The following is a 22733-nucleotide window of genomic DNA, read 5'->3' as shown; positions in this document are numbered from 1 at the left end:
ATATCGCCCATCTGCTGACATTGCAGTCTGACGCCGGTCTTCTGAATTAACTTCTTTTCAGGACCTGCGATTCCCTACTGCTTTGATCTAAATTTTCTCCCTGCTATGCGCGCGGCCAGGCGATGTGCTGCCCATAGCTCAGACTTTACAATCATGACATCTCTAAATCAATACGGGTGGAATACCCATTTTGAACAACATTTTCATTCTTACCAGGCACAAGGACTCGAAGCGGGCCGCGTTGCGGCCATCGAAGGTTTCCGCCACAAGCTCATAACAGCCAATGGCACGGCAGAGGCTATGCTTTCGGGTACGCTCCTGAACGGCGCCGACAACTGGGATTTACCCAAAGTGGGCGACTGGGTCGCATTTAAATCCTATGACAATGAGGGAATTATCATTTCCGTGCTACCGCGCCTCAACGAACTGAGCCGAAAACTACCCGGCCGAACCAGCGAGAAGCAGGTGATCGCAACGAATATCGACACCGCATTCATCGTGCAGGGCCTCGACCGCGACTTCAACCCGATGCGTTTGCAGCGCTACATCGTGCAGATTATGCAATGCAACATCCGGCCGGTGGTGCTTCTGAACAAGCAGGATCTCGTCGCCGACCCGGAAAGTTACCGGCAGGAAGTGATCGCATTGGGCTATGATTGCCCGGTGCTGTTGCTCAGCGCAACCGGCCAGGAAGGGCTTCAACAATGGGCCGGCGAACATTTGCTGCCTGGCCGGACGTATGTGCTTATCGGCTCGTCCGGCGTGGGAAAAAGTACGCTGGTCAATGCATTACTGGGTTACCATTTGCAGGAAGAGAGCGCCGTGAGCAGCTTCAACCAAAAAGGCAGGCACACGACGGTTTCGAGAAACCTCGTGTTGTTGCCATCGGGTGCAATGCTGATCGACTCGCCGGGCATGCGGGAATTTGGCGTTACGCTGGAAGCCGACGACCAGGGGATGCATTATCATCCGCTGCTTGCCGCGTTTTCCGCTGAATGCCGGTTCCACGATTGCACGCATGAGCACGAGCCCGGGTGTGCGGTCGTTACGGCCGTGCGCGAGGGCGCGCTCCCGCGGGAGGTGTACGAGAGCTATCTGAAAATCAGTCGGGAGCAAGCGCATTATCAAACCGATTCGATTGAGCGCAAGCGCGTTGAACGGCAGTTTGGAAAGATAGCCAGGCAGGTGGCGCAATACCGTAAACAGCGGAAATATTGAGGTAAAGAAAAAGAGGAACTCGCCGCCCCTCTCTTTGCTCAAACTACAATGAAATCATATCCGGAGACCGGACCTTGTTAAAAGGCCCGGTTCTTCGGTTCTCTAATGCCTTTTCTGAAACCACCGAGTGAACGGTCATCCAATGAAGTACGTCAGCAGGCTCGTGAGTACCAGGTACAGGCAAAGAGGAATAAAGATGCGATTATCATTGCGGGCGAATGTTGTGTCCCGAACGCTTTTGGTAACGCCAATATACCTGAAATCGCCCACGACCCTGACGAGGAAGATCAACCCAACAGCCAGAAGGCCGTATCTGAATCCCGGCTGACTTCTGTCGTTATACAGATTAACTGCGTTCAATGCACTGAAAAACAGTAATCCGGCAGCTACAACCAGCGTCATACCCGCCCTGGGGACGAAGACTTTACTTCCGCCTGCCGTTTGCGGAAGTACCTGGGTAGCGGCCCATTTCCCGCCAGCGGCCCAATACACGTGCAGCAGGGAAAGTGAAAGGAAAATGATTGTATTTAAAGCCAACAGGAGATTAATAAAGCTGTTATGCATCGGAGCAATGAGATGTTCACATCAAAAGTAGGGTCAGATTTCAAGCATTTTAACTTTATAAAGCAAAAAAATGCCCTGACAGCGATTAAAATGCTATCAGGGCTGAACTATGGGTCTAATAACCAGGATTTTGAATAATCTTTTTATTCTGATCCACAACTGGTTGCGGCACCGGGTTCATGTACATTTTCCTGGTAAAAACGTGCGGGTGATTTAAACCCACAACTTCATACACCCATTTGCCTTTGTTATCATTTGGCGAGGTGTTGGTGATTTTCATGCCGTGGAAGTCCTTGTTCATAACGTCCTCGGCAATGACCCAGCGCACGATGTCGTAAAACCGCTTGGCTTCGAAGCATAACTCCACCCTGCGCTCCCGGCGAATGGCTTCACGCATGGTTTCTTTGGTAAGACCGGCCGGAAGTTCAGGCAAGTTGGAGCGTTTGCGGATCGCATTGATGGCCGAGTATACCGACGCATCCGGGCCAACAGCTTCGTTCTGAGCCTCTGCATAATTCAGCAATACCTCCGCGTAACGGTAATACACATAGTTCTGCCCGCTGGCGGCACCCCCGCGCGGCTTCAATGGATTGATCTTCTTTTTAAAATAATAACCCGTATTGCCTACGTCATCGGTACCGAAGTCGATCTGGTTTTTCGATGGCCTTACCTTGTCGATGCGGGTGTAAATGGTATCGACCTTGGCCATCCAGTCCTGCTTGTAAGGCGCGCCGTCGTAAACGATGAAATCGTAGAAGCGTTTTTCCCGGTTTACGTAAGGATTTTGCGGATCGTAACCGGAAGTCGGATCAGAGATCGGCTTGCCGTTGGCCATCGCAAATTGGTCGACGAGCTCCTGCGTCGGGCAGTAGTTGCCCCAGGTGTAGTACACACCATCGATCCACACGGGGCCGCCATATTGCTCGTAGTTGGAACCCATGATCACCGCTACTACCTGACGGTCCCAGATCACTTCGGAGTTATACTCATTTTTCTCCCACCAGAATGCATTGATATCCGGGAACAACGCATACGTGCCGCCGTATGTATCGATGAACTGTTTGTTCGTAGCCGCAGCCGTTGCCCAGCGTTTCGGGTCGAAATTACCGAAGCCTACGAGCTTGTTCGGGTCAGCGCCGGCGGCAGGCGTAACCGCATTGAATGCCGGGCTCGCCGCGTACAGTTCCAGCCAGCCTTTGAGCGCCAGCGCTGCGCCGAGGGTCGCGCGGCCGGCATCCGCATCGCCGTTGTTGTATTTAACGGGCAATGCTTTATTGGCCACAATTTCACCCAGCTCTTTGGTAATAAAATTGAATGTCTCCTCAAATGTAGCGCGCGAGCGGTAAAGCTCGGCCTCCCCCATCGTATTGCGATCGAGTACTTCCGTGATGATCGGCAGGCCGCCGAGGTGCATAAACATTTCGCTGTAATAATAGGCCCGCAAGAACCGCACTTCGTCGATGCGTTTTTTTCGGTAAGCCTCCGAGAAGTTGGCCGGGTTCTCAGTTACTTTCTGAATAAACAGGTTGCATTTGCGGATTTTCAGAAACCCGGCTGCCCATGAAGCATAGTCGGTGGCGTTGCCATTGGCATGGTCCATCGGCGTGCCGTTGTTCACTGCCGGGTCCACAATACCCTGCCGCCAGGAGTAGGATTTCCAGTAGAAGCCCGCGTCGTTGTCGTCGGTGAAGTTATCGAGGTTGTCAGGCGAATTCCATTTATTGGAAAGCGCGGCGTAAATGTCGTTCAGAAACAGGTCGGCATTGCCTTCCGAGGCCCATTGCATGTCGTCGGTCAGGCGGCTTTTGATTTCGTTTTCGAGAAAGTCCTCGTTACACGATGTGGTGAAAAAACTCACGCCGAGCATTGCAAATAATAGGGTATGTCTTATGCTTTTCATTGGTTCAAGGTTTTCGAGATCAGAATGTCACATTAAGCCCAAACACGTACACTTTCTGGTTCGGATAAGCCGTTTCGCGGTCGGTGTAGCCTACTTCCGGGTCCATAAATTTCAACTTGCTGAATGTTAACAGGTTTTGTCCCGATGCGTACACGCGCACATGCTGGATGCCGATAGCGCGCGTGAGGCTTTTGGGCAGCGTGTAGCCGATGATCGCGTTCTTGAGGCGCAAATGGGCCGTGCTCGTCATCCAGAAATCAGATAGCTGCGTATTGTTCGCGTATGGTGCTTGTGTCGCGCGTGGGTAGCGGGCGTCCTGCGTCTGCGGCGTCCAGCGGTTGTCGTAATACTCGTAGCTCGAATTGCTATTGTTGTTATTGAATGGAATGGTCTGGAACTGACGGATGTCGAGGCTTGCGAGCGACGAACCCTGGAAGAAGAGGTTCAGGTCGAAGCCTTTCCAGTCGGCAGTAGCATTCAATCCATAGGTAAGCAGCGGATACACGGGCTTCCCGATCACCACCTCGTCGTTGGAATCGATTTTGCCGTCCGGTACGCCCTGCGGGCCGCTCACATCGACATAGCGAATGTCGCCCGGCCGCAATGCGCCGAACTGCGTTACATTATAGCCGTCGGCCACATTGATCAGGCCATCGTCATTCTTATCATCGTCGGTGGTGAACAATCCGTCGGTTTTATAGCCGAACTGCGTTCCCAGCGCTCGCCCGGTGCGGCTGCGGTTGGGATTATTGCGTGTGGCAGCCGTTTCGAAGACTTTGATCATTTTGTTTTTGGCATAACTCACATTACCGTTGACGCCCAGGCGAAGGTCGTTTTGGAAGCGATAATTGGTACCGAGGCTCAACTCCACCCCGTTGTTTTCCATGATACCGCCGTTTTCATCGGCCAGTGCAAGGCCGTATTCCACCGGCACGCTCACGGCTGGCGGAAGTAGCATTCCGGTACGTTTTTCGTGAAAGTAATCGGCCTCGATCGTCAGCAAACCGCGCCATAGCGATGCTTCCAGACCAATATCGGTTTTGGTGGAAATCTCCCAGGTAATGTTCTTGTTGGCCTCGTTCGGCACTACCGCGCCCTGCACCATTGAGCCGGGGCCGAATGCATAGGCGTTGCCGTTCAGATTATAGCCGGTAAGGTATTGAAACGCCGTACCCGCCAGGTTTCCCGATTTACCCCACGACCCGCGTACTTTCAGGTTATCGATCCAGTTGAAGCCGTTTTTAAGAAAATTCTCCTCGGAAATCACCCAACCTGCCGAAAATGCCGGGAAATATCCCCATCGCTTGCCCGGCGCGAAGTAGTAGTGACCGTCGTACCGTCCCGACGCTTCGAGCAGGTACTTGCCCGCGTACGCATAGCCCACGCGGTACACGTAGCCGATCTGGCTGCCGGTCGAGGAAGTACCGCCGTTATCGAAATCATTTTTATTGGAACTACCCATATTCAGCTCGTCGACGTCCACGGCAAAGTTGTTCCGGCGTGCCGAAAACAGCTCGTAGGTATTGTTGCGGGCCTCCGCCACGACCAAACCGGTGAAATCGTGTTTCCCGAAAGTGTTGTGGTAATTGAGGTAACCCTGGTAAGTAAATGTCTGCGTTTTGATAAACTGCTGCGCCAGCCAGGAGAACGCCGCCGCCCCCCCTTCCGCGGTGGAAATCTCGCGTTTGTAGGTGTAAGGAGTTGTTGTCAGGTCCTGGGTGTAATAATAAAATGGCTTGTGGTAACCCTTCTTGGTGCGCTGAACCGGGTCATAGCTGAATGTACCTTTAACACTCAGCCCTTTGATGAACGGCAGCTTTTGCTCAATGGCGATGGTCGTCAGCAAAGTGTTATTGGAATTTTTAGTATAACCTGCATTCAAAACCCCTACCGGCGAGTTCCCTGCAAATTCTCCCCATAAACCATTACTGTAATAAAGAGCGCGTATCGGAATGTATTTGAATCCATTACGAAACAAATTCCCCGCCGAGACCGCCGTATCCACTGACGATACCCGCTCTACCGAACCGATCAGCGAAAGCGAAACCGTGGTGGTTTTTGTCGCTTCGGCGGTCAGGTTCATATTGTAGCTGTAACGCATGTACTTCACAGGATCGAACATCCCATTCTGTTTTAGAAAACCGAAACCCGTCTGGTACTTGATGCGCTCCGAGCCGCCGCTCAGCTGCAAGGTGTAATTCTGCATCGGCGCATTCATATTCACGAGGTCTTTCGTGTTGCTGATGGGGTATTTGTCGGGGTCTTCCCGGTTCAGGTTCACGTAATTTTCGACCAGATCCGTCGCGAAAGGCAGCTGCGTGCCGGTCGGGTTCTCGTTCAGATAGGCTTCGTTTTTGAGCCGCATATAATCCTGTGCACTGAGCAGTTTGGGATAATAGGTCGGCGTCTGCGAACCGTAGTAAGCGCCAAATGATAACGTTGGCGCGCCTGAGGCGCCTTTTTTAGTGGTGATAAGCAATACCCCGTTCGCACCGCCCAATCCATATGGCGCCACCGCCGCCGCGTCTTTCAGTACGGTCACCGTTTCAATGGAGCTGGGGTCGATCTGGTTGATATTGTCGCGAATAACGCCATCTACCACCACAAGCGGCTTGTTATTCCCGGTGGTACCAATGCCGCGAATGTGAATTTCAGGCGAATCGGAGCCCGGCTGCCCGCCATTCGGGCGCATACTTACCCCCGCCACGCGACCGGCAATCGAGCCGGAAACGTTCGGCACCGGGTTCTCCGCGATCTCGCTGCCCTTTACGGCGGCAATTGAACCGGTTAGCGTTGACTTTTTCTGGGTACCGTAGCCGACAACGACAATTTCATCCAATGCTTTGGTATCGAGCTGCAATGCAACGGCGAGGTCGGTACGGTTACCTACGATCACTTCCTGCGAAAGATAGCCCACGAACGAGAAGATCAGCGTCGCATTGTCGTCCGGCACTTCGAGCTGGAACTTGCCTGAAACATCGGTAGTGGTGCCGCGCTGGGTACCTTTCAGGATAATGCTCACACCAGGCAGCGGCTCATTGGTTTCGGGCGAAGTTACTGTGCCTTTGATTGTGCGATCGGCGGCAGCGACTAAATTTCCGGTTGAGCTAACCGCAGGTATTTCACTGGTTTTCTTCGGTGCACGTGAGAGCAAAATCTGGTTGTTGCGCACCCGGTAATTGATATCCAGCGGCAGCAACAGCCGATCGAGCACGGCGAAGAGCTTTTCCTGCCGGGCGTCAATACTCACGGTTTTTTGGAGGTTCACCAAACCGCTGCTATATGCGAACTTCACCTTCGTACCCCGTTCGAGCCGGGTGAGGGCCTCGTTGAGCGTGACATTTTTCAGGTCCAATGTCACATCACGGTTCAGCAGTTCCTGGGCCGGCGAATGGTTCGCCACAGCCACCACCGAGCAAATGCTGATCAATAGTAACTGATAAAAAGTCAGGCGCATGATATGGAGTAGCAATCTATGCCATGGATGAAAAGGTTTTTTCATAATTTTACGGTTGACCGGGTTAAAATTCAGACAATAGTTATCCTGACAAGCCTGCCTTCGGGCGAGCCTGTGAACCGCACGTTCCGGGATGTTTTAGCCGGGCATTTCCATCAGGGGTGTCGTAACCACTCCTGATTTTTTTGTGGCTAAAAGCTGCTGATGAGGGGTAGTTATGTTTTCATGTTGGTTGTTAGGGGTTGATTAATTGTTGGTCATCGTTACAAATCTTGCGGTGCGCTGCACCTACAAATCTTGCGGTGCGCTGCACCTACAAATCTTGCGGTGCTCTGCACCTACAAATGTTAGGGTGCTCTGCACCTCTACAAATGTTAGGGTGCTTTGCACCTGTCACGCCAAGGTGCAGAGCACCGGAATACTTGTGGATTCATGTTTTAATCATTTTTCAACGGTGCAGCGCACCGACATAATGGTCGATGCCTTACGACGAAAACATTTATTTACACCCTTGTCCTTTCAGGGTAATGTTATCGCCGTCGATCCGGTAGGTGCTGCCGAGGAGGGTGTCAATCATGTCGAGAATTTCGGGTAAACGTTGATCGGTAAAATCCACTTTCAGGCGGCAATCGGCCAGACCGTCGTCTTCGAAACCGATTTTTACGTGAAATGTCTGCATTAAGCGCTCGGCGACTTCCGCCATCGGCGTTTCATTAAATACCAGCGATGCCGATTGCCAGAGTTCCTTATCCGTCGTTTTTTCCTCCACTTTCTGTACCTCCAAATGCATTGATTTCTGCTCGAAAACCACCTGCTGCTCCGGTTTCAGCACCACGCGACCTTTCATTTGCACATCGCTCACCTCGACACGGCCCGTCGCTACCGATACCTTCACTGTGGCCTCGCCCGGAATCGCCCGCACGTTGAAGCTGGTACCAAGCACCTTCGTTTGTAGATCACCGGTATGGATCACGAATGGCCGCGACGGGTCGCGCTTCACCTCGAAAAAGCCTTCGCCCGAAAACAGCACGTCCCGCTTGTGAAATGAATGCAGTATCCGTAATTCAGCATTCGGATGCAGCCATACCACCGAACTATCGGGCAACTGATAGGGTACAATCTTGTGCTTCACGTTTTTGAATGTGACCCAGCCATTAGTGGCGCCCACACTTTGCTCAACTACGTGGTCAGGCTTTTGATATAAAAAATAAAGAATACCCAAGCCCACGACCAACACCGCCGCAATGCGCCCGATGTAATGCCACAGGCCATACACCGGCGTTGCAGGCTCGTCGCTTTTGCGCAATTCGGAGAGGTATGCTTTGATCCGATTGTACAGCCGATCCTGATCGGCGTCCGTAAAGGGCTCATCGGCCGGTTCGTCAAGCTGTTGGTACCATTCGTTCACCAGGTGGCGCTCTTCGTCCGAGCATTCGTTCGCCAGGTACTTCTTAAGGGTTTCAGGAGATAACGGGGGCCTTTTCATTAGGTGTAATTTTCACACTTATTAATCAACTAATAGTACAGTCATGGAAAAGCGGGAACAACCCTTACTCCAATAGGAATTTTTTTTCAAAAAATTGGATGCGTCAAATGATTGGCAGCATGAGCACTGCCAGCGCGATGTAGTCTTTCATTTCCACGCGCAGGATTTTCAGTGCCTTGCTGATGTGTGCCTCCACCGTTTTCTCCGAAATATCCATCTGGCCGGCTATTTCTTTGAGGCTGTACCCCTTGCGGCTGAGTGTGAACACCACGCGGCATTTCTCTGGCAGTTTGAGCAGCGACTGCTCGTAGAATTCGTTAAGGGTATTGAAATCGAGGTTTTCGGCCGTCACATTGTCTGGCACGAAATCGCCGTCTTCCAGCGCCAGCACCTGCTTGCGCTGCTCCTGATGGTAGTAATTGATAATGCAATGGCGCAGCGTGCCGTTCAGGTATGCCTGGATGTTTTTTTGTATATCAAACTTATGCCGTCCGAGCCAGAACTTCACGAAAGTTTCCTGCACCAGGTCCTCTGCGATCGCCTTCACGCCGGTCTTCCTGATAGCCGTATGCACCAGCAGCCGCACATGCCTGCGATACAACTCCCTGAATGCCAGCTCCTCATCCTGCTCGCACACGAGTGTCATCAAGGCCTGTTCGGAATAGCTGCTGTATGGATGGTTCACGGGCAACGCGGGAATAATCAGTAAAAAACTCAGGAAAATACTCGATAAAGCGGAAGGCATTTACAATTTAATGATATAAATCATAATAATTGTCCATTCGACAAGAAGGCGATGTTCTGCCTTTTTTGTCACCTGTTCTTTATTGCCTACTTTTATTCGTTTCCATCCATTCGGCCCCCTTTCGATTATCCACGGGCTGAATAAAATCCTCACCATCAACCACCAGCTTACCCATGAACACCATCGAGCTCCTCATTCACCAGAACGCCGACGCCTATGACTGGACCAACAAGCTTATCGAAAACATTCCCTTCGAAAAATGGGAGATCATCCCTGATACGATAGAATCAAGCATCGGCTGGCAGGTCGGACATTTGATTATCAGCCATTATTTCCACTCCATCATGGTCATTCGCGGGCATCAGATGGACGTCCTGCGGCAACTGCCCGTCAAAGATTACAGCGATTACTTCACCGTCGCCCAGGCGGAGCAGTCCGTCGGCAGATTCACGCCCGAAAAGTTGCTCGCCGATTTGAAAGTTATGCAGCAAAAATCCCTCGAAATCCTTGCAACTGTGACAATGGATGAGCTTGAAAACCCATTGGAACCAACTCCAACCCCGCACCCCATCGCCACTAACAAATTTGAAGCCATCGACTGGAATGTAAAGCACACCATGTACCACTGTGGGCAGATCGGGATTTTGCGGAGGATTGTGAGCGAGCGGTTTAATTTTGGGTTAAGGGTTGGGTGAGACGGTATTATGGTTTCTGATATAGACATTTCCCAAAAACATGCATAGAAAAGCGCCGCTTTCTATACATATCTCGAAAACATATACAGAAACCCACCACTTCCTAGACATATTCACTTTCCCCCATACAATGCCGCCATCTTCCTCCTGAAATCCTCCGGCGCGTACCCCGTTTGTTTCCCGAAAAACCTCGTAAAATAGGCGGGTTCGGAAAAACCGAGCTCATAGCTGATTTCTTTAATCGGTTTGCGTACATAACCGATTTCGCGCTTGGCTTCGAGGATGAGGCGTTCGTTGATCATCTGGCTGATGGTTTTACCGAAGGAGCTGCGGGTCAGCTCGTTGAGGCGCTTGGCGCTGAGCGATAACTCGTTGGCATAAAATTCGGCTTTGCGCTGTTTTCGGTAATTGGTTTCGATGGATTCCAGCAGCATTTGCAGGCGCGGGTCTCGCAACACGGGGTCGCCTGCTTCTTTTTGGAAATCAATACAATGCAGGAACCAGCTCCGGAGATAGGCTTCGAGGATAGCAGGGCGCCTCGCGTCGTCATATTCGGCGCGGATGAGGTCAAGTAAGGCGTTCAGAATGGGTAGACGGCACTCGGGGATGGTTACGGAAAAGTTGGTAGAATATTTGAATAGCTTAAAAATATCGTTGCCAATGAGCCGCTCGAAAAAATCTTTGGAAATAGCCATCAGAAAGCCGCATTTGCCGCGCCGATCCATGCTGTGGACCTGGTCGGGCAGCAGTAGGAAGAGCTGATTGCGGGCGATGGGATACCTGTTGAAATCAATGCAATGCACCTGCCCGGGTTCAAGGTTGGTGAACCACAGCAGTTCATAAAAGTCGTGGCGATGGACGCCGTTGAAGAAATGCGCGTCGCCATCTTCGATTGTAGCCATCGCAAAAAAGGCATCGCCGAGGTCGTGCACGGGAAATTCCGCGCACGACCCGATCGTCTGGCCAGCTATGTAATCCATATTATTTCCCACTTCTTGTTGCGCCTCCCGGTCTCCAATATCGGCAGCGGACGCAGATCCTGCAAAAACACAAATCCCCGCCGGCCATGTGGTGCAACGGGGTTTGTAGTAGTTCTAAAACCCAAACTATTTGACCTTAACAATGGCGGTAATAGCCCCGCCCTCGACTTTGAGGCCTTGCCTGGCGGTAGCAGTGGCGATATCCACAGCGTACACCCAGCTGCCGGCTTCGGTGTTGATCCCCACAAAGACGCTCTTTTTGTCGTCGCTGACGGTGTTGTTGTTGTAAGAGGCCGACGACGATGCGAAAGTCTCCGGGGCACCGTTTACCCAAGCAAATGTCTGATTGTAAGCATCCGCAATAGCGAGTTTCTTGTTTCCGGATGCCTTGCCCAAATCTCCATACATATAAAGCAGGAACTTGCCGCCGCCCAGGTAGGTCTGGTTAGCAATTTTATAACCACCCGATTTTTCCTGCACATTGAAGAAATAACTCTGGTCGAACTCGGTAGTGCCTTTTTTAATGCGGATAAATGCCGATGGCTTGGTGGAAGTAGCCACGCCGCTGTTGGTGGCCGACGCAGGGGAAAATGCATACACATCGCCGTTTTCGTCTACCGAAAGGCCGTTATTGAAATAAGAACCGATGAAACTGGTACGGTTATCCTTGATCACCTTGTCGAGCGTCATGGCCGGGTAAGAGAACACGGCAATCCAGCTGCTGTCGGGATTGGCCGTACCGAAAACATCCGGTGCGGCACCTTTAATGCTCATATAGGGCGCGAAAATCTTGTCGCCCACCTGCGTAGCCCACGTGAAGTGCGCACGCTCGCCATTACCCGCGAGCTTCACGATATTGACCTGGCCCTCACCCACGATTTTGGATTGATCTGCATTAATGCGGAACCACGACGCGCTTTCATTGCCGCTTCTCGGAACCTTGATCGTCAGGATATCGTCGCCTGCCGGGGCAAAAACCTGAACAGTTTCACTCTGAAAATCAGAAGTTTTCACCAAACCACCTTTTTCATCCAATGCATAGGTAGTAACGGCTCCCGGATTTCCCTGGCCATACAACAAACTGAAAAACTTGCCCTTATGCGTCAGGTAGTAGCGGTAAGACCCATCCTGCTCGATGCCCTGTCCTACCGTGCTGATAGTCCCCTGTGAAAGGTCGCCGGTGGTAAGCAGGTAATCGGCAACACCTTGTGAGCCGATCGGCGCCGATGCCACCACGTAGCGCGACTGTGTTCCGGCGCCTGGCCCGGGTGCAGGGTCGGTCGTCTCGTCATCGCTGCACGCACCCAGCGCCACGCCCATACCCACTGCGAAAAACCACTTCAAATATGACTTTTTCATTTTCTGATTTTAATTGGATTATTGAATTGTTAAAGATTATTTACTAATGAAATAGCGCAGCTTGGCATAAAAACCGCGACTTGGCTTCTGCAAGCTGAAATTGTCGTACAGCTTCGCATCGAGCAGGTTTTTGCATTCCAGCGAGATGTTATACCGGCCATCGGCCATGGCATACACCACGTTTACATCGTGGCTCAGCTGCTGTGGAATATCCAGCTTGTCGCTGCCGAGGCTCGGCCAGTAGAGGTAATAGGCATGCACATAGAGCAGGTTATAGCCGAGCGTAAGCGTGTTGCCTTTCTTACCGAGGTCTTTGAAGAAAACCGCAGCATCCGCGTTGCCGAACAGGAACGGCATGTTGGGGATGCGGTCGCGGTAGAGCGGACTCTCAGTCGTATAGCCCTCCTCGAAACGCGTATTGTTTCGCAGGTTTTGATAGGTGAGATTGGCTCCCGCCGTGAAAAGCTGGCCGTACGAATAACGCAGCTCTCCGTCGATGCCGAAGTTGGTCACATCGGCCAGGTTATCCATTACCTGCTTAGTCTGATTGGCATTCAGGCGCGGACGGATAAAGCCCTGGGCGTCGCGGTAAAGCACGTTGGCGTCCACACTGAACCGGTGCACGCGGTTGATCGCGCCGTTGTAGCTGAAACCGAGATTGTAGTTGTAGCTCGTCTCAGGGTCCAAATTGATATTGCCTTCCAGGTTCAGGAGGTCGCCGAAGAGCTCGTCAGTTTCGGGCAATCGGTAACTTTTTTCAAATGAACCTTTCAGCTGGAAATTTTGGAATAGGAAATAGGTGGAAGCGATGCCATAACCCAGCTTTTCAAAGCCGTTTTTCTGGACTAGAAAGGCCTCGTCGCCCCAGTTGCCGGTCGGGTTGTAGGAGACGGAGAATTTGTTGTTCTGCGAGAAATGTTTGAGAAACAAAGAAGTGTTCCAACGCTCGTTATAGTCGAATTTATAGCCCAAACCGAGCACATTCTTCCGGTTCACGCGCGGCTGTTCGTACTTGGCCGATTCAGGAAAGAGCTCGTCCTCCCCTTTCCGGTTGAATGTGTTGAATACATTATTAATCGTCACCGAATGGCGGGGATCGATCTGATAGGTCACATTCGCCGTGGCCAGGCCGTTATTGTTCCGGAATTTGTATAGCGACCGTTCCCGTTCGCTGCCATTTCCTTCGTATTGTTTGAACTGCTGAAACCAGTTGTAGCGGCGATACACCGTATCCACATTCTGTTCCTGGCCGAGATTGTAGTTGGCAGAGATATTGACATTCAACCCTTTGACAAACAAATCCTTCTTCTGGTATTTCAAACTTGGCATGACGATGTTGCCCTTGCGGTGCCACTGCCCGAAAACGCTCACCATCCGCGCACCCGTCTGGATTTCGGCTTTGTTTTTACCCAATGTAATCCCCAACAAAAGCCGGTCCGCGAACTTCTTGCCCACCACGCCCACATTCGCGATCATGGTTTCATTATGATAGGTATCGTGGAACCTGCGCAGGCGCTGATTGCGGAAGTACTCGCCGGTATTTACGTCGGCTACATCGACGGTGATCCAATAATTGTTGTCCGAATAATTCTGAAATGCATTCAGCTGTGCGGTAAAGCCATTTTTGGCCGTAAAACCCGCATTGACCGTCGTGCGATGCGTATTGAATGAGCCGTAGGAATAGGAAGCGTCGAGGTAACTGTTCTGACGGGTGTTCGTCACGATATTCACGGCGCCGCCGAGGGCATCCGAACCCAGCCAGATCGGCACCACGCCTTTGTAAACCTCCACGCGCTCTGCGAGGTTAATAGGGATGTTATTCAGTTGAAATGAGGAACCGAAATTATCCATCGGCACGCCGTCGAGGAAGAACTTTACCTGGCGGCCCGTGAAGCCATTCAGCGAGAAGTTCATGTTCGAGCCCACGCCCCCGCTCTCGCGTACACGAACGCCCGATACGCGATCGAGTGCATGGGAAAGGTCGAGGGTGGAATTTTGAAGCTTTTTGGCATCGATGGCCGTCACATTATAAGCCTGCCGGTTGATCTCTTTTGTCTCCGTCCGCCCGATCACCGAGACGGATTCCAGTTCGCGCGTTTCGGAAACCAGTTTGGCATTGTGTTTGAAACGCTCGCCGGCCGTAAGCGTAATGTCTTTCGCTTGCGTTTGATATCCCATAAACGACACCAGCAGCTTGTAGGAACCGGGACGGACGTGTTCGATGGTGTACTTCCCTTCGGCGGTAGTAAAAGTCCCATGCGAAGTCCCTTTCAAGCTCACTGAGGCCCCTGGGAGCGTTTCCCCATCTTCCGACCTGATCTGCCCGTGGAGGGTAACATCCGCTTGCTGGGCAAAGGCGACGAACGACAAGGCACAAAGCAGCCCTGTATGCAGAATTTTGCTAACTTGCATTGCTTTAAATGTTACAACGTTTTAAGTATTGCGCTCCGGCGCAGCCAAACGGGTGGGCACTATTTTATTAATAAATAGACTTATTCTAAATAACACCGCAAAAGTAGTTACCGGGCGACAGTTACGCTTATACAATCTGCCGGTTTAGCTGGACAATCTGAACATTTGCGGTTTTTGCATACAACGTCGCCTCGATCAAAAGCGTAGCGGCTTCCCGGAGTTCCTCCAAATTGAGCGACGCAAAACTGATTCAAATAGAATAAAAATGGGTTTCCGACGATCACCGAATCGCGCGGTTTCAATAGCCGCGGCGCGGCCAGGTAGGAAAAGAATCCCTTGTAGATTTCTGGTTGCCGTTCACGCAACCAAGTCGGCTGATGAATGCAAATTTATGGCAGCCGCACTAATTGTTTGGAAACGAGTGCGGCTGCCATTTGTAGTATTTCAGTCAGTATTTTAAACTTTTCAAATAAGCGATCGACTGCGGCACCTGCGTCGCATAGCTCGGGCTTTCGTCCTCAATATAGTAGTGCTTCAATCCTGCTTTCCGCGCCGCTCCGAGCACCGCGGGAATGTCGATTTGGCCGGTACCCAGTGCCACATCGTTCTCCACAGGCGTTCCGCCCGACATATTGCCTACTATGCCCTTTTTCAAATCCTTCATATGCATGAGTTTGAAGCGGTCGGGGTATTTGTTAATCAACGCCGCCGGATCCTGACCGGGGAAGAACGTCCAGAGCATATCGAGCTCGAAGCTGACGTATTTTGGATCCGTGTTCTGGATAATATAATCCATGAGCGTCCCCTCGCCGTGCTTCTCGAACTCGTAACCGTGATTGTGATAGCAGAATGTGAGGCCAAACTCTTCTTTCAGCTGTTTACCAATTTTATTGAAGTCAGCCACTGTCCTTTCGGCCATTTCAAGTGTAAAAGGCCCTTTGTGTGGCACCCAGGCCACACGCACATAACTCGCGCCCAAAGCTTTGGCATTATTACCTACTTCCTGCGTCTTATTCAGCGCATCGTCGTAGCTCACCCCAAACGACGAGCATTTGATCCCACGCTCATCGAGCAGCTTGCGGAGTTCCGGGGCAGTTTTACCGAAAAGACTCGAAAACTCCATGTCGGTAATTTTCAGCGCTTTGATCGTATCCAGCGTAGCCGCGGTATTCTTGGAAAGGCTCGTCCTGAACGTATACGAAACCATTCCAGGCTGATCAGGAAAGAGCGGCTTTCCTTTTTGGGCAGAAGCCGAGTATCCGCAGGCCAGTGCCGCGAGGAGCGCCCCGTGGAGCGCCCCGTGGAACGCAAAATGTTTGATTTTCATAAAAACGGTGGTCAGATTTATGAGGCTCTGAATTAATAAAAATTGCATATTTATAAATTCCCTACGGTGATATCTACAAATATTACGGTGCTCTGCACCTTTTCGTTAAGGCGCAGAGCGCCGTAATACTTGTAGAAAATAGCCGAAAATTGAACGTAACCAGAGGTGCAGCGCACCGCAAGAATTGTAGGTGCAGCGCACCGTAAGAATTGTAGGTGCAGCGCACCGCAAGATTTGTAGGTGCAGCGCACCGCAAGAATTGTAGGTGCAGCGCACCGTAAGAATTGTAGGTGCAGCGCACCGCAAGATTTGTAGGTGCAGCGCACCGCAAGATTTGTTTTTACGGACCGGTCCCGGGGTTCTGTCATTCATCTTTTTTCAAAAACGCTTCCGCATACCGCCGGCCCAGTTCCCGCGCGGATGCGGTATCGAAATGCGTGTCGTCGCCCTTGTGTACCAGGCCCGAAGCCGACACCAGGTAAACCAGCTTGTTGCCCTTTGTGTAATCGGCGATAATCTGATTGATAACCGCCGCATCCGGATTCCTGGCTACATAAAAATCTCCCAGCGTTCCTACTACAACCGGCACGTTTTCGGTATGGGTATCCCGGCGCAAACGTTCGAAAAAATCGGCCAGTTTAACAGCGTACACACCCTTTTTCTCCGGTGAGCTGTCCGATTCTCCCTGGTGCCAGATAATGCCTTTGACCGTCCCGCGCTTCTGTGCCTCCTTCACACGGGCGAGCATTTCGTCGTAGGCGTAAATGCCCGTCTGCTCGTGTTTGGCACCGGGCTGCCAGTCGTCGATACCGCTGCCGCCTACTGCGCAGGGAATGAGACCGATCGGGCGCTCGGGATATTTTTTAAGAATTTCCTGCGCGAAAGTCAGGCCGGGGCCTACGCCCGCTACTGCCGGTTTGTCCTCATGGAGTGGATCAGCCGCTATTTTCCATTCATTTTGACGGTTAATAGCCCATATTTTGGGAGAATTGGGCTGCGAGGCCGCATCTGTCAACCCTCTTCCCGCCATATTGGATTGCCCGATCAGCAGGTAAAGGTCCATTTGATCAGGAGCAGTTTGCGCGAATGCACTGGTGCCCCCCGCCAATAGGGCCAGCAATATTTTCAAGGTTTTAAAATTCACCACTACAATGTTTTCAGGAAATTCAATATTGGTAATACCCAAAAGCAAAATACCCGAGAGATTTAACATCCCGGGCATCCGGCATTGGGCCCTGGAGGGACCACCTGTTTATGGCAAATCATCGGAAGCACGGCCATTTCACCCCGGCGGGGATGTCCTGCACCATGGCAAAGGAGGCTCCTACGGAGCCGCAACCCCGCCGGAACAATACCTTCTACAAACAGAATGCCTCGCTGAGGCATTCGTTCTAATGAATCATTTTAACGTTTGTCCCACCATACTTTCGACACATACGAATCACCCTTTGATAACCGGCTCACGGCCTGCTCATAATTCGCTTTATTCAGGAGCGCCTCGCGGGATGAATAGATGGTCCTCCGTGGAATAGTACCGCCGGTAGAGCCCGGGAACGGGCCTGGTTTCAGCACCGGGTAACCCATTCTCCGCCACTCGATAAATGCTTCATAGGAACGACCGAACAGCTGTATCCATTTCTGGGTACCTATTTTTTCGAGTTTCTGCTCTTTGGAAAGGCCGGTCCAGGATAGTTCCTTTTCAAATGCGGCCGGCACTGCCGTTACATTATAGGGAGCCTGCGCCAATGCCGCTTTTACACCATCCTGATAGTATTTCTCTGCTTCCGCTGCCGTTCCACCCCAGCCTTCGAGCGCTGCCTCGGCTTTGTAGAACGACACGTCGGCAAACGACATCACCATGCACGGAATCGCCGGGCTATACTCCCGGTTGAAGAACGTGAGCGTTGAAACGGTGCTGTAATCGTCTTTGATGATGGTTTTCAGGATTTCATCTGTCAACGCTACGCCAATGCCCTTGTACGCAGGCGTGCCCGCCTTCACGGAGTTGACGCTCGGCTGTGCAATGCGCGGCAGGCGCGGATCGGCGCTGGCTACGAGCTGGGTAACAAACGCGTCGGCGAGGTATTTCAGGTCGGGGCTCCCGGCAAGGAACTGGTTCAATACCGGATGCACATTCGCATTGGTGGCATTGTTGTAGGTCGGGACGGTAGCGTCGTCAGCCGCACTTTCCAGCAGCGGCTGGCCCATGGCTTCGGTTACGGTTTTTTGTGCCAATGCGGGATCAGCATAGCGAATGCGCATTCCAAGCCGCAGTTTGAGCGAATTGGCATACTTCTTCCATTTATTAATATCTCCCTTGTAATAAAAATCAGCGCTACCATAGCTTGCATCGCCAGGCGTAAGCTGCCCGATGGCTGCATTCAGGTCATTGATCAGCGATTTGTAAATCGATTCCTGCGTATCAAACACAGGTTTGGTATTCACGTCGGCAGGGCCTAACGCAGTGCCGGAGTACGGAACATCACCAAAAAGGTCGGTAAGCCGTTGCCACACCGAAATCTCGACAATGCGGGCGATCGCCAGTTTGCTGCGGCCGCTTGGGTCGTTTTCCTTTCCTTTCAAAACTTCATTACGGACCTGGCTGATATTCCGGATCAACGTGTAATGCGCGTCCCAGGTATTATTGTCGCTTTGCTCGATATAACGCGAGCTCGATACCAGCACACCTCCCGCCCAATGCTGGATCCACGACCCATACTGGCTGTTGGGCACCTCATAGCCTTCCGCAAACGCGGCGTCCTTCTGCACTTTCGAAAGCAGCAGCCCCGGGTCGACCGTCGTTACGGATGTGGGCGGCGTATTGATTTCCTCAAAATCGCCGGTACAAGCCTGTGTCAGGCATATCGCACCAGTGAGCAGGATTGATGGGATTATATTTTTCATTTCTCAAAAATTTCCGGTTTGAACAATTACAACTCCACATTCAGGCTGAACCCGAAATAACGCAACAATGGCAGAGCGGTGGATTCAAGTCCCAACGACGAGTTATTGACATTGAAAGAAGAAGCCTCAGGCGCGAAACCTTCCGTTTTGCGTTGCAGGTAGAACAGGTTGCGGCCATAGATACCTGCCCGAATGCTTTTGAACGGCGTGCGGCTGATGAGCGTGTTGGGCAACTGGTAGTTCAATGTGAGCTCGCGGAACATAATGTAGCTCGCATCGTTGAGCATTTCTTCGGGGATCACATTGTCCTTATCCGGCGCTACCACGTTCCAATAATCCTGCGCCCGTACCTGCTTGGTATTTGCCTGGCCCGTGCCTACCCATGTTCCATTATCGGATTTGGAAGCCACCACACCGTCGGCTACATAAGTACCGTCACGGCCCGGCAAGGTCTTTTTGATCGTTCCGTAAACCAGCTCTTCGCGCAAGCTCTGCGAGTAGATCTTGCCGCCCTGGCTGATATCGAACAATCCCGACAGGCTTATACCCTTGTAGCGGAATGTGTTGTTGAAACCGCCGATCCAGTCCGGCAATGCATTGCCGAGCTCATAAAGGATTTTGGAGTTGGATTTCAGGGGCAAACCGGTCGTAGGGTCGATGAGGCGGTTGCCTTGCTCGTCGCGGAGCCACTGGAAACCGTTCCCGATGAGCGTACCGAATGGCTTGCCCGGCTCGGCCACCACGTTCACGCCGCGGTCGGTGCCGAGCACGTAGGTATCCACACCTTCGGCCAGCGCCACCACCTGGTTACGGTTTCTGGAAAAATTGAATGTCGCGTCCCAGCTGAACCCATCTGCCGTTTTAATAGGTGTTCCGTTCAAGGTCAGTTCCACGCCACGGTTACGGATTTCGCCGGCATTGATCCTCCTTGAAGCAAATGTACTGGACGGCGGCAGCGGCACGTCCAGGATCTGGTTTTTGGTAGATGCATTATAGTATGCGAATGCCAGTCCTGCACGATTTTTGAAAAAGCGCGCTTCCACACCGAACTCGATGGAAGTCGTGAGCTCATTTTTCAAATTGGGATCGGGAATGGTCGACGAGAACGAAGCCAGCGGCACACCGCCATGCGCAACCTGGTCGAGCGAATAGGTACCGGTCAGCTGGTACGGCGAGCCCGAGCTACCCGCCTGCGCCACGGAGGCGCGGAGTTTCAGGAAGCTCAATGTATTGCTCCGGATATTGAATGCATCGGTCACGACGAAACTCGCACTCACCGCCGGGTAAAAGAAGGAGTTGTTCGCAGGCGACAGCGTCGACGACCAGTCGTTACGTGCCGAGAAATCAAGGAAGAGGTATTCCTTATACCCTACTTGTCCCGACAAATAAACCGAGTTGATCGACGATTCCGTGAGTCCGAACACGTAAGAGTTGATCAGCGTGTTATTGATCGCATACAAGCCGGGTACAATGAACTCGGTACCGGTATTACCCGTCGTGCGGGAATAGAATTTCTGATGATTGGCACCGAGGTTCAGGCCGAGTGAAACGTCTTTTGTCAGTTGCGGGGTTAATGAGAGTAAAATGTCGCTGTTGTCCTCCCGCACGCGGGTAACCTGCTCCGAAATATCGCCATTGCGGTTGGCGCTTTGGTAAGTGCCTTTTTCGCGGTAACGCAGGCGCTGATCCGTGTAGAAATCGGTTCCGGTTTTGGCCGTCAGGCGGATCCAGTCGTTGAACTGGTAACTCAGGCGGATCAAACCGAGCAGCCGCTGGCGGTCATCGGAGTTACGGGTATGATCGACGGTCCAATATGGGTTTGCCGTTGATGAATTGGTCGCATAGGTCTTTTCCATTCCCACGAACGGCACCGTACCATAGCCAAGCTGCTTCGCCACGTCCTCAGCCGTCCAGGCCGAATGGGCCAGAATGCTCATCGGCATACTGCGCGGCTGGCTGATGAACAGATAGGCCGGGTTATCGCTCGCATCCGAAACCGTGGGACGGTTTGCCCCTTTCTGGCCGATGTAGTTCGCTTTCACATCCAGTTCCAACTTGGGCGTGATCTTCGCCACGGTCCGGAGGTTCACGTTATTGCGTTTCAATGTATTGCCCGGCGTGTACCCGTCGATGTCGGTGCGTCCGTAAGAAAGCCGGTAATTGATATTGTCGTTACCACCTTCGAGGCTAAGGTTATTGACCAGTTGCTTTTCCTTTCTGAAAAAGGTTTGAAAGGTGTTGGGCTGAGGAGTAAAACTGAGCACATTGCCCCACTGGTCTTCATATTGCTGGCCATCCATGCGCGCACCCCAGCTTGAACGTGTGAACCGGTCGCGGCCGCCGCTGGTTTTCGGCATCCCCTGGATATTGCCGGCCTGCGCCGCTGCCCAGGTGTATATTTTGCCATCGGTACCACGGAAATGCGTAAACGTGCCATCCAGCCCCTGGCCGTATTCATCCTGAAAATCGGGCAGTACCAATGCGTCACCTACCGAATAGTCGACGCCGTATTTAATGCCAATCCCCTTTCTCGACTTACCTGATTTGGTGGTAATCAGCACCACCCCATTACTTCCCCGCTGGCCGTACAATGCCGCGGCATTAGGCCCTTTCAGCACGGAAATCGACTCCACATCTTCCGGGTTAATATTTGAAATACCATCCCCATAATCGATCCCTCCTGTTGAAGAGGGCGAATTGGGATTGCTGTTGTCCATCGGAATACCGTCGATCACGTAAAGCGGCTGGCTATTGCCGACAAGCGAATTGGAGCCGCGGATCACCACCCGCGACGAGCCTCCCGCTCCATTAGCCGAGCGCGTCACCTGCACACCCGCCATTTTACCGGCCAATGTGGTAGCAAGATTGGCTTCCTTGGCGGTACTGACCGCCTCCCCGCCTATTTCCTGCACCGAATAACCCAGCGCACGCTTATCACGCTTGATACCCAATGCGGTAACCACTACTTCCGACAGGTTCTGCGTGTCTTCGGCCAGGGTAATGTTAATCTCGGACTGCGCGCCCACCACCACTTCCTTTCGTACATAACCCACAAAGGAGAATACCAGTACTGCCGAGGGCTCGTCCACCGCGATTTCATATTTCCCCGCAACGTCTGTCGCTGTACCTCGTGTAGTGCCTTTTACGAGCACGCTTACGCCGATCAGCGGTTCTCCTTTCGCGTCCACCACCGTACCGCGCACAGCGGATTCCACTGCCTTCGCCCGCGTCAAGGGCGAAAGGGATGCGAGTGGACTGTCCTGCGGCAATGCCGAACTTTCCCGATTAGGCGCAGCATTGTTCTCCTTTTTGCGGCGGTCTTTCGCAGCCAGCAGCACATACGTATTTTCCTTGATTTTCTTGTATTTCAAACCCGTGGAGGCCAGCAATGTATCCAGGTTCTGTTCCAGCGTTCGGGACGGGTTGACAGCAGCGGAGGAAACCTTCAAATCGTCGAGCAGTTTTTCTTCGAAGAGAATATCGGCGCCGTAGCTCTCTTTCAGTTTCAGCAATGCGTCACGCAGACGTACGGGCTGCGTTTGCCGCGTTTCGGTCTGCAAAGGGCGAGCCGATGCCAGCAACTGCCCGAATCCCGGCGGAGGGCACAAACTGAGCATGGCGTAAAGGCCAAATGCCTTTGCCAGGGGTACATGTGGGTTCATGGTAGCGTTTGGGTTAGTTAAAAG

Annotated in this window: 15 protein-coding genes; 3 read left to right on the top strand and 12 right to left on the bottom strand. The window is 52.2% G+C overall.

Annotated features, from left to right (window positions below):
* Nucleotides 1-153: 153 nt before the first annotated feature.
* Nucleotides 154-1218 (top strand): ribosome small subunit-dependent GTPase A, encoded by a 1065-nt coding sequence (rsgA, locus tag ACQ4MZ_RS19490; protein WP_430847546.1) that lies wholly within the window; start codon nucleotides 154-156, stop codon nucleotides 1216-1218.
* A gap of 135 nt (nucleotides 1219-1353) precedes the next feature.
* Here the strand turns inward: rsgA and ACQ4MZ_RS19485 are convergent, their stop codons facing one another.
* From ACQ4MZ_RS19485 to ACQ4MZ_RS19465, 5 genes are all read right to left on the bottom strand, one after another.
* Nucleotides 1354-1755 (bottom strand): DUF3995 domain-containing protein, encoded by a 402-nt coding sequence (locus ACQ4MZ_RS19485; RefSeq protein WP_430847544.1) that lies wholly within the window; start codon nucleotides 1753-1755, stop codon nucleotides 1354-1356.
* A gap of 142 nt (nucleotides 1756-1897) precedes the next feature.
* Nucleotides 1898-3682 (bottom strand): RagB/SusD family nutrient uptake outer membrane protein, encoded by a 1785-nt coding sequence (locus tag ACQ4MZ_RS19480; protein WP_430847542.1) that lies wholly within the window; start codon nucleotides 3680-3682, stop codon nucleotides 1898-1900.
* A gap of 19 nt (nucleotides 3683-3701) precedes the next feature.
* Nucleotides 3702-7184, bottom strand: a complete 3483-nt coding sequence (locus ACQ4MZ_RS19475) for a TonB-dependent receptor (protein ID WP_430847540.1) — start codon at nucleotides 7182-7184, stop codon at nucleotides 3702-3704.
* Between the two features lie 454 nt (nucleotides 7185-7638).
* Nucleotides 7639-8625, bottom strand: a complete 987-nt coding sequence (locus tag ACQ4MZ_RS19470; RefSeq protein WP_430847538.1) for a FecR family protein — start codon at nucleotides 8623-8625, stop codon at nucleotides 7639-7641.
* Nucleotides 8626-8728: 103 nt separating this feature from the next.
* Complete coding sequence (locus ACQ4MZ_RS19465; protein ID WP_430847536.1) at nucleotides 8729-9370, bottom strand: RNA polymerase sigma factor; 642 nt, start codon at nucleotides 9368-9370, stop codon at nucleotides 8729-8731.
* 173 nt (nucleotides 9371-9543) lie between these two features.
* On the opposite strand from ACQ4MZ_RS19465, the gene ACQ4MZ_RS19460 reads away from it, so the two are divergent.
* Nucleotides 9544-10065: a DinB family protein gene (locus ACQ4MZ_RS19460; protein ID WP_430847534.1), complete on the top strand. Its 522-nt coding sequence runs from the start codon at nucleotides 9544-9546 to the stop codon at nucleotides 10063-10065.
* 113 nt (nucleotides 10066-10178) lie between these two features.
* On the opposite strand, the gene ACQ4MZ_RS19455 is transcribed toward ACQ4MZ_RS19460, so the two are convergent.
* The 5 genes from ACQ4MZ_RS19455 to ACQ4MZ_RS19435 all read right to left on the bottom strand — a co-directional run bounded on the left by ACQ4MZ_RS19455 (nucleotide 10179) and on the right by ACQ4MZ_RS19435 (nucleotide 17356).
* Complete coding sequence (locus ACQ4MZ_RS19455) at nucleotides 10179-11045, bottom strand: helix-turn-helix domain-containing protein (RefSeq protein WP_430847532.1); 867 nt, start codon at nucleotides 11043-11045, stop codon at nucleotides 10179-10181.
* Nucleotides 11046-11171: 126 nt separating this feature from the next.
* Nucleotides 11172-12404, bottom strand: a complete 1233-nt coding sequence (locus tag ACQ4MZ_RS19450; protein ID WP_430847530.1) for a DUF4374 domain-containing protein — start codon at nucleotides 12402-12404, stop codon at nucleotides 11172-11174.
* 36 nt (nucleotides 12405-12440) lie between these two features.
* Complete coding sequence (locus tag ACQ4MZ_RS19445) at nucleotides 12441-14816, bottom strand: TonB-dependent receptor (protein WP_430847528.1); 2376 nt, start codon at nucleotides 14814-14816, stop codon at nucleotides 12441-12443.
* A 448-nt stretch (nucleotides 14817-15264) separates the two neighbouring features.
* Nucleotides 15265-16143: a sugar phosphate isomerase/epimerase family protein gene (locus ACQ4MZ_RS19440; RefSeq protein WP_430847526.1), complete on the bottom strand. Its 879-nt coding sequence runs from the start codon at nucleotides 16141-16143 to the stop codon at nucleotides 15265-15267.
* A gap of 364 nt (nucleotides 16144-16507) precedes the next feature.
* The gene (locus ACQ4MZ_RS19435; RefSeq protein ID WP_430847524.1) at nucleotides 16508-17356 is read right to left on the bottom strand and encodes a sialate O-acetylesterase; all 849 of its coding nucleotides are present in this window, start codon (nucleotides 17354-17356) and stop codon (nucleotides 16508-16510) included.
* Between the two features lie 41 nt (nucleotides 17357-17397).
* Here ACQ4MZ_RS19435 and ACQ4MZ_RS19430 point away from each other — a divergent pair, with 41 nt between their 5' ends.
* Nucleotides 17398-17538 (top strand): hypothetical protein, encoded by a 141-nt coding sequence (locus ACQ4MZ_RS19430; protein WP_430847522.1) that lies wholly within the window; start codon nucleotides 17398-17400, stop codon nucleotides 17536-17538.
* Between the two features lie 9 nt (nucleotides 17539-17547).
* On the opposite strand, the gene ACQ4MZ_RS19425 is transcribed toward ACQ4MZ_RS19430, so the two are convergent.
* Together ACQ4MZ_RS19425 and ACQ4MZ_RS19420 are read right to left on the bottom strand one after the other, a co-directional pair.
* The gene (locus ACQ4MZ_RS19425; RefSeq protein ID WP_430847520.1) at nucleotides 17548-19047 is read right to left on the bottom strand and encodes a SusD/RagB family nutrient-binding outer membrane lipoprotein; all 1500 of its coding nucleotides are present in this window, start codon (nucleotides 19045-19047) and stop codon (nucleotides 17548-17550) included.
* 26 nt (nucleotides 19048-19073) lie between these two features.
* Nucleotides 19074-22709 carry a SusC/RagA family TonB-linked outer membrane protein gene (locus ACQ4MZ_RS19420; RefSeq protein WP_430847518.1) on the bottom strand — a complete coding sequence of 1212 codons (3636 nt, stop codon included), beginning with the start codon at nucleotides 22707-22709 and terminating at the stop codon, nucleotides 19074-19076.
* Between the last annotated feature and the right edge of the window lie 24 nt (nucleotides 22710-22733).

The sequence above is a fragment of the Dyadobacter sp. BHUBP1 genome (genome assembly GCF_050587785.1).
GTDB lineage: Bacteria > Bacteroidota > Bacteroidia > Cytophagales > Spirosomataceae > Dyadobacter.
Note: the sequence above shows the minus strand (reverse complement) of the source record. Positions and strands in the feature narration are given on the sequence as shown.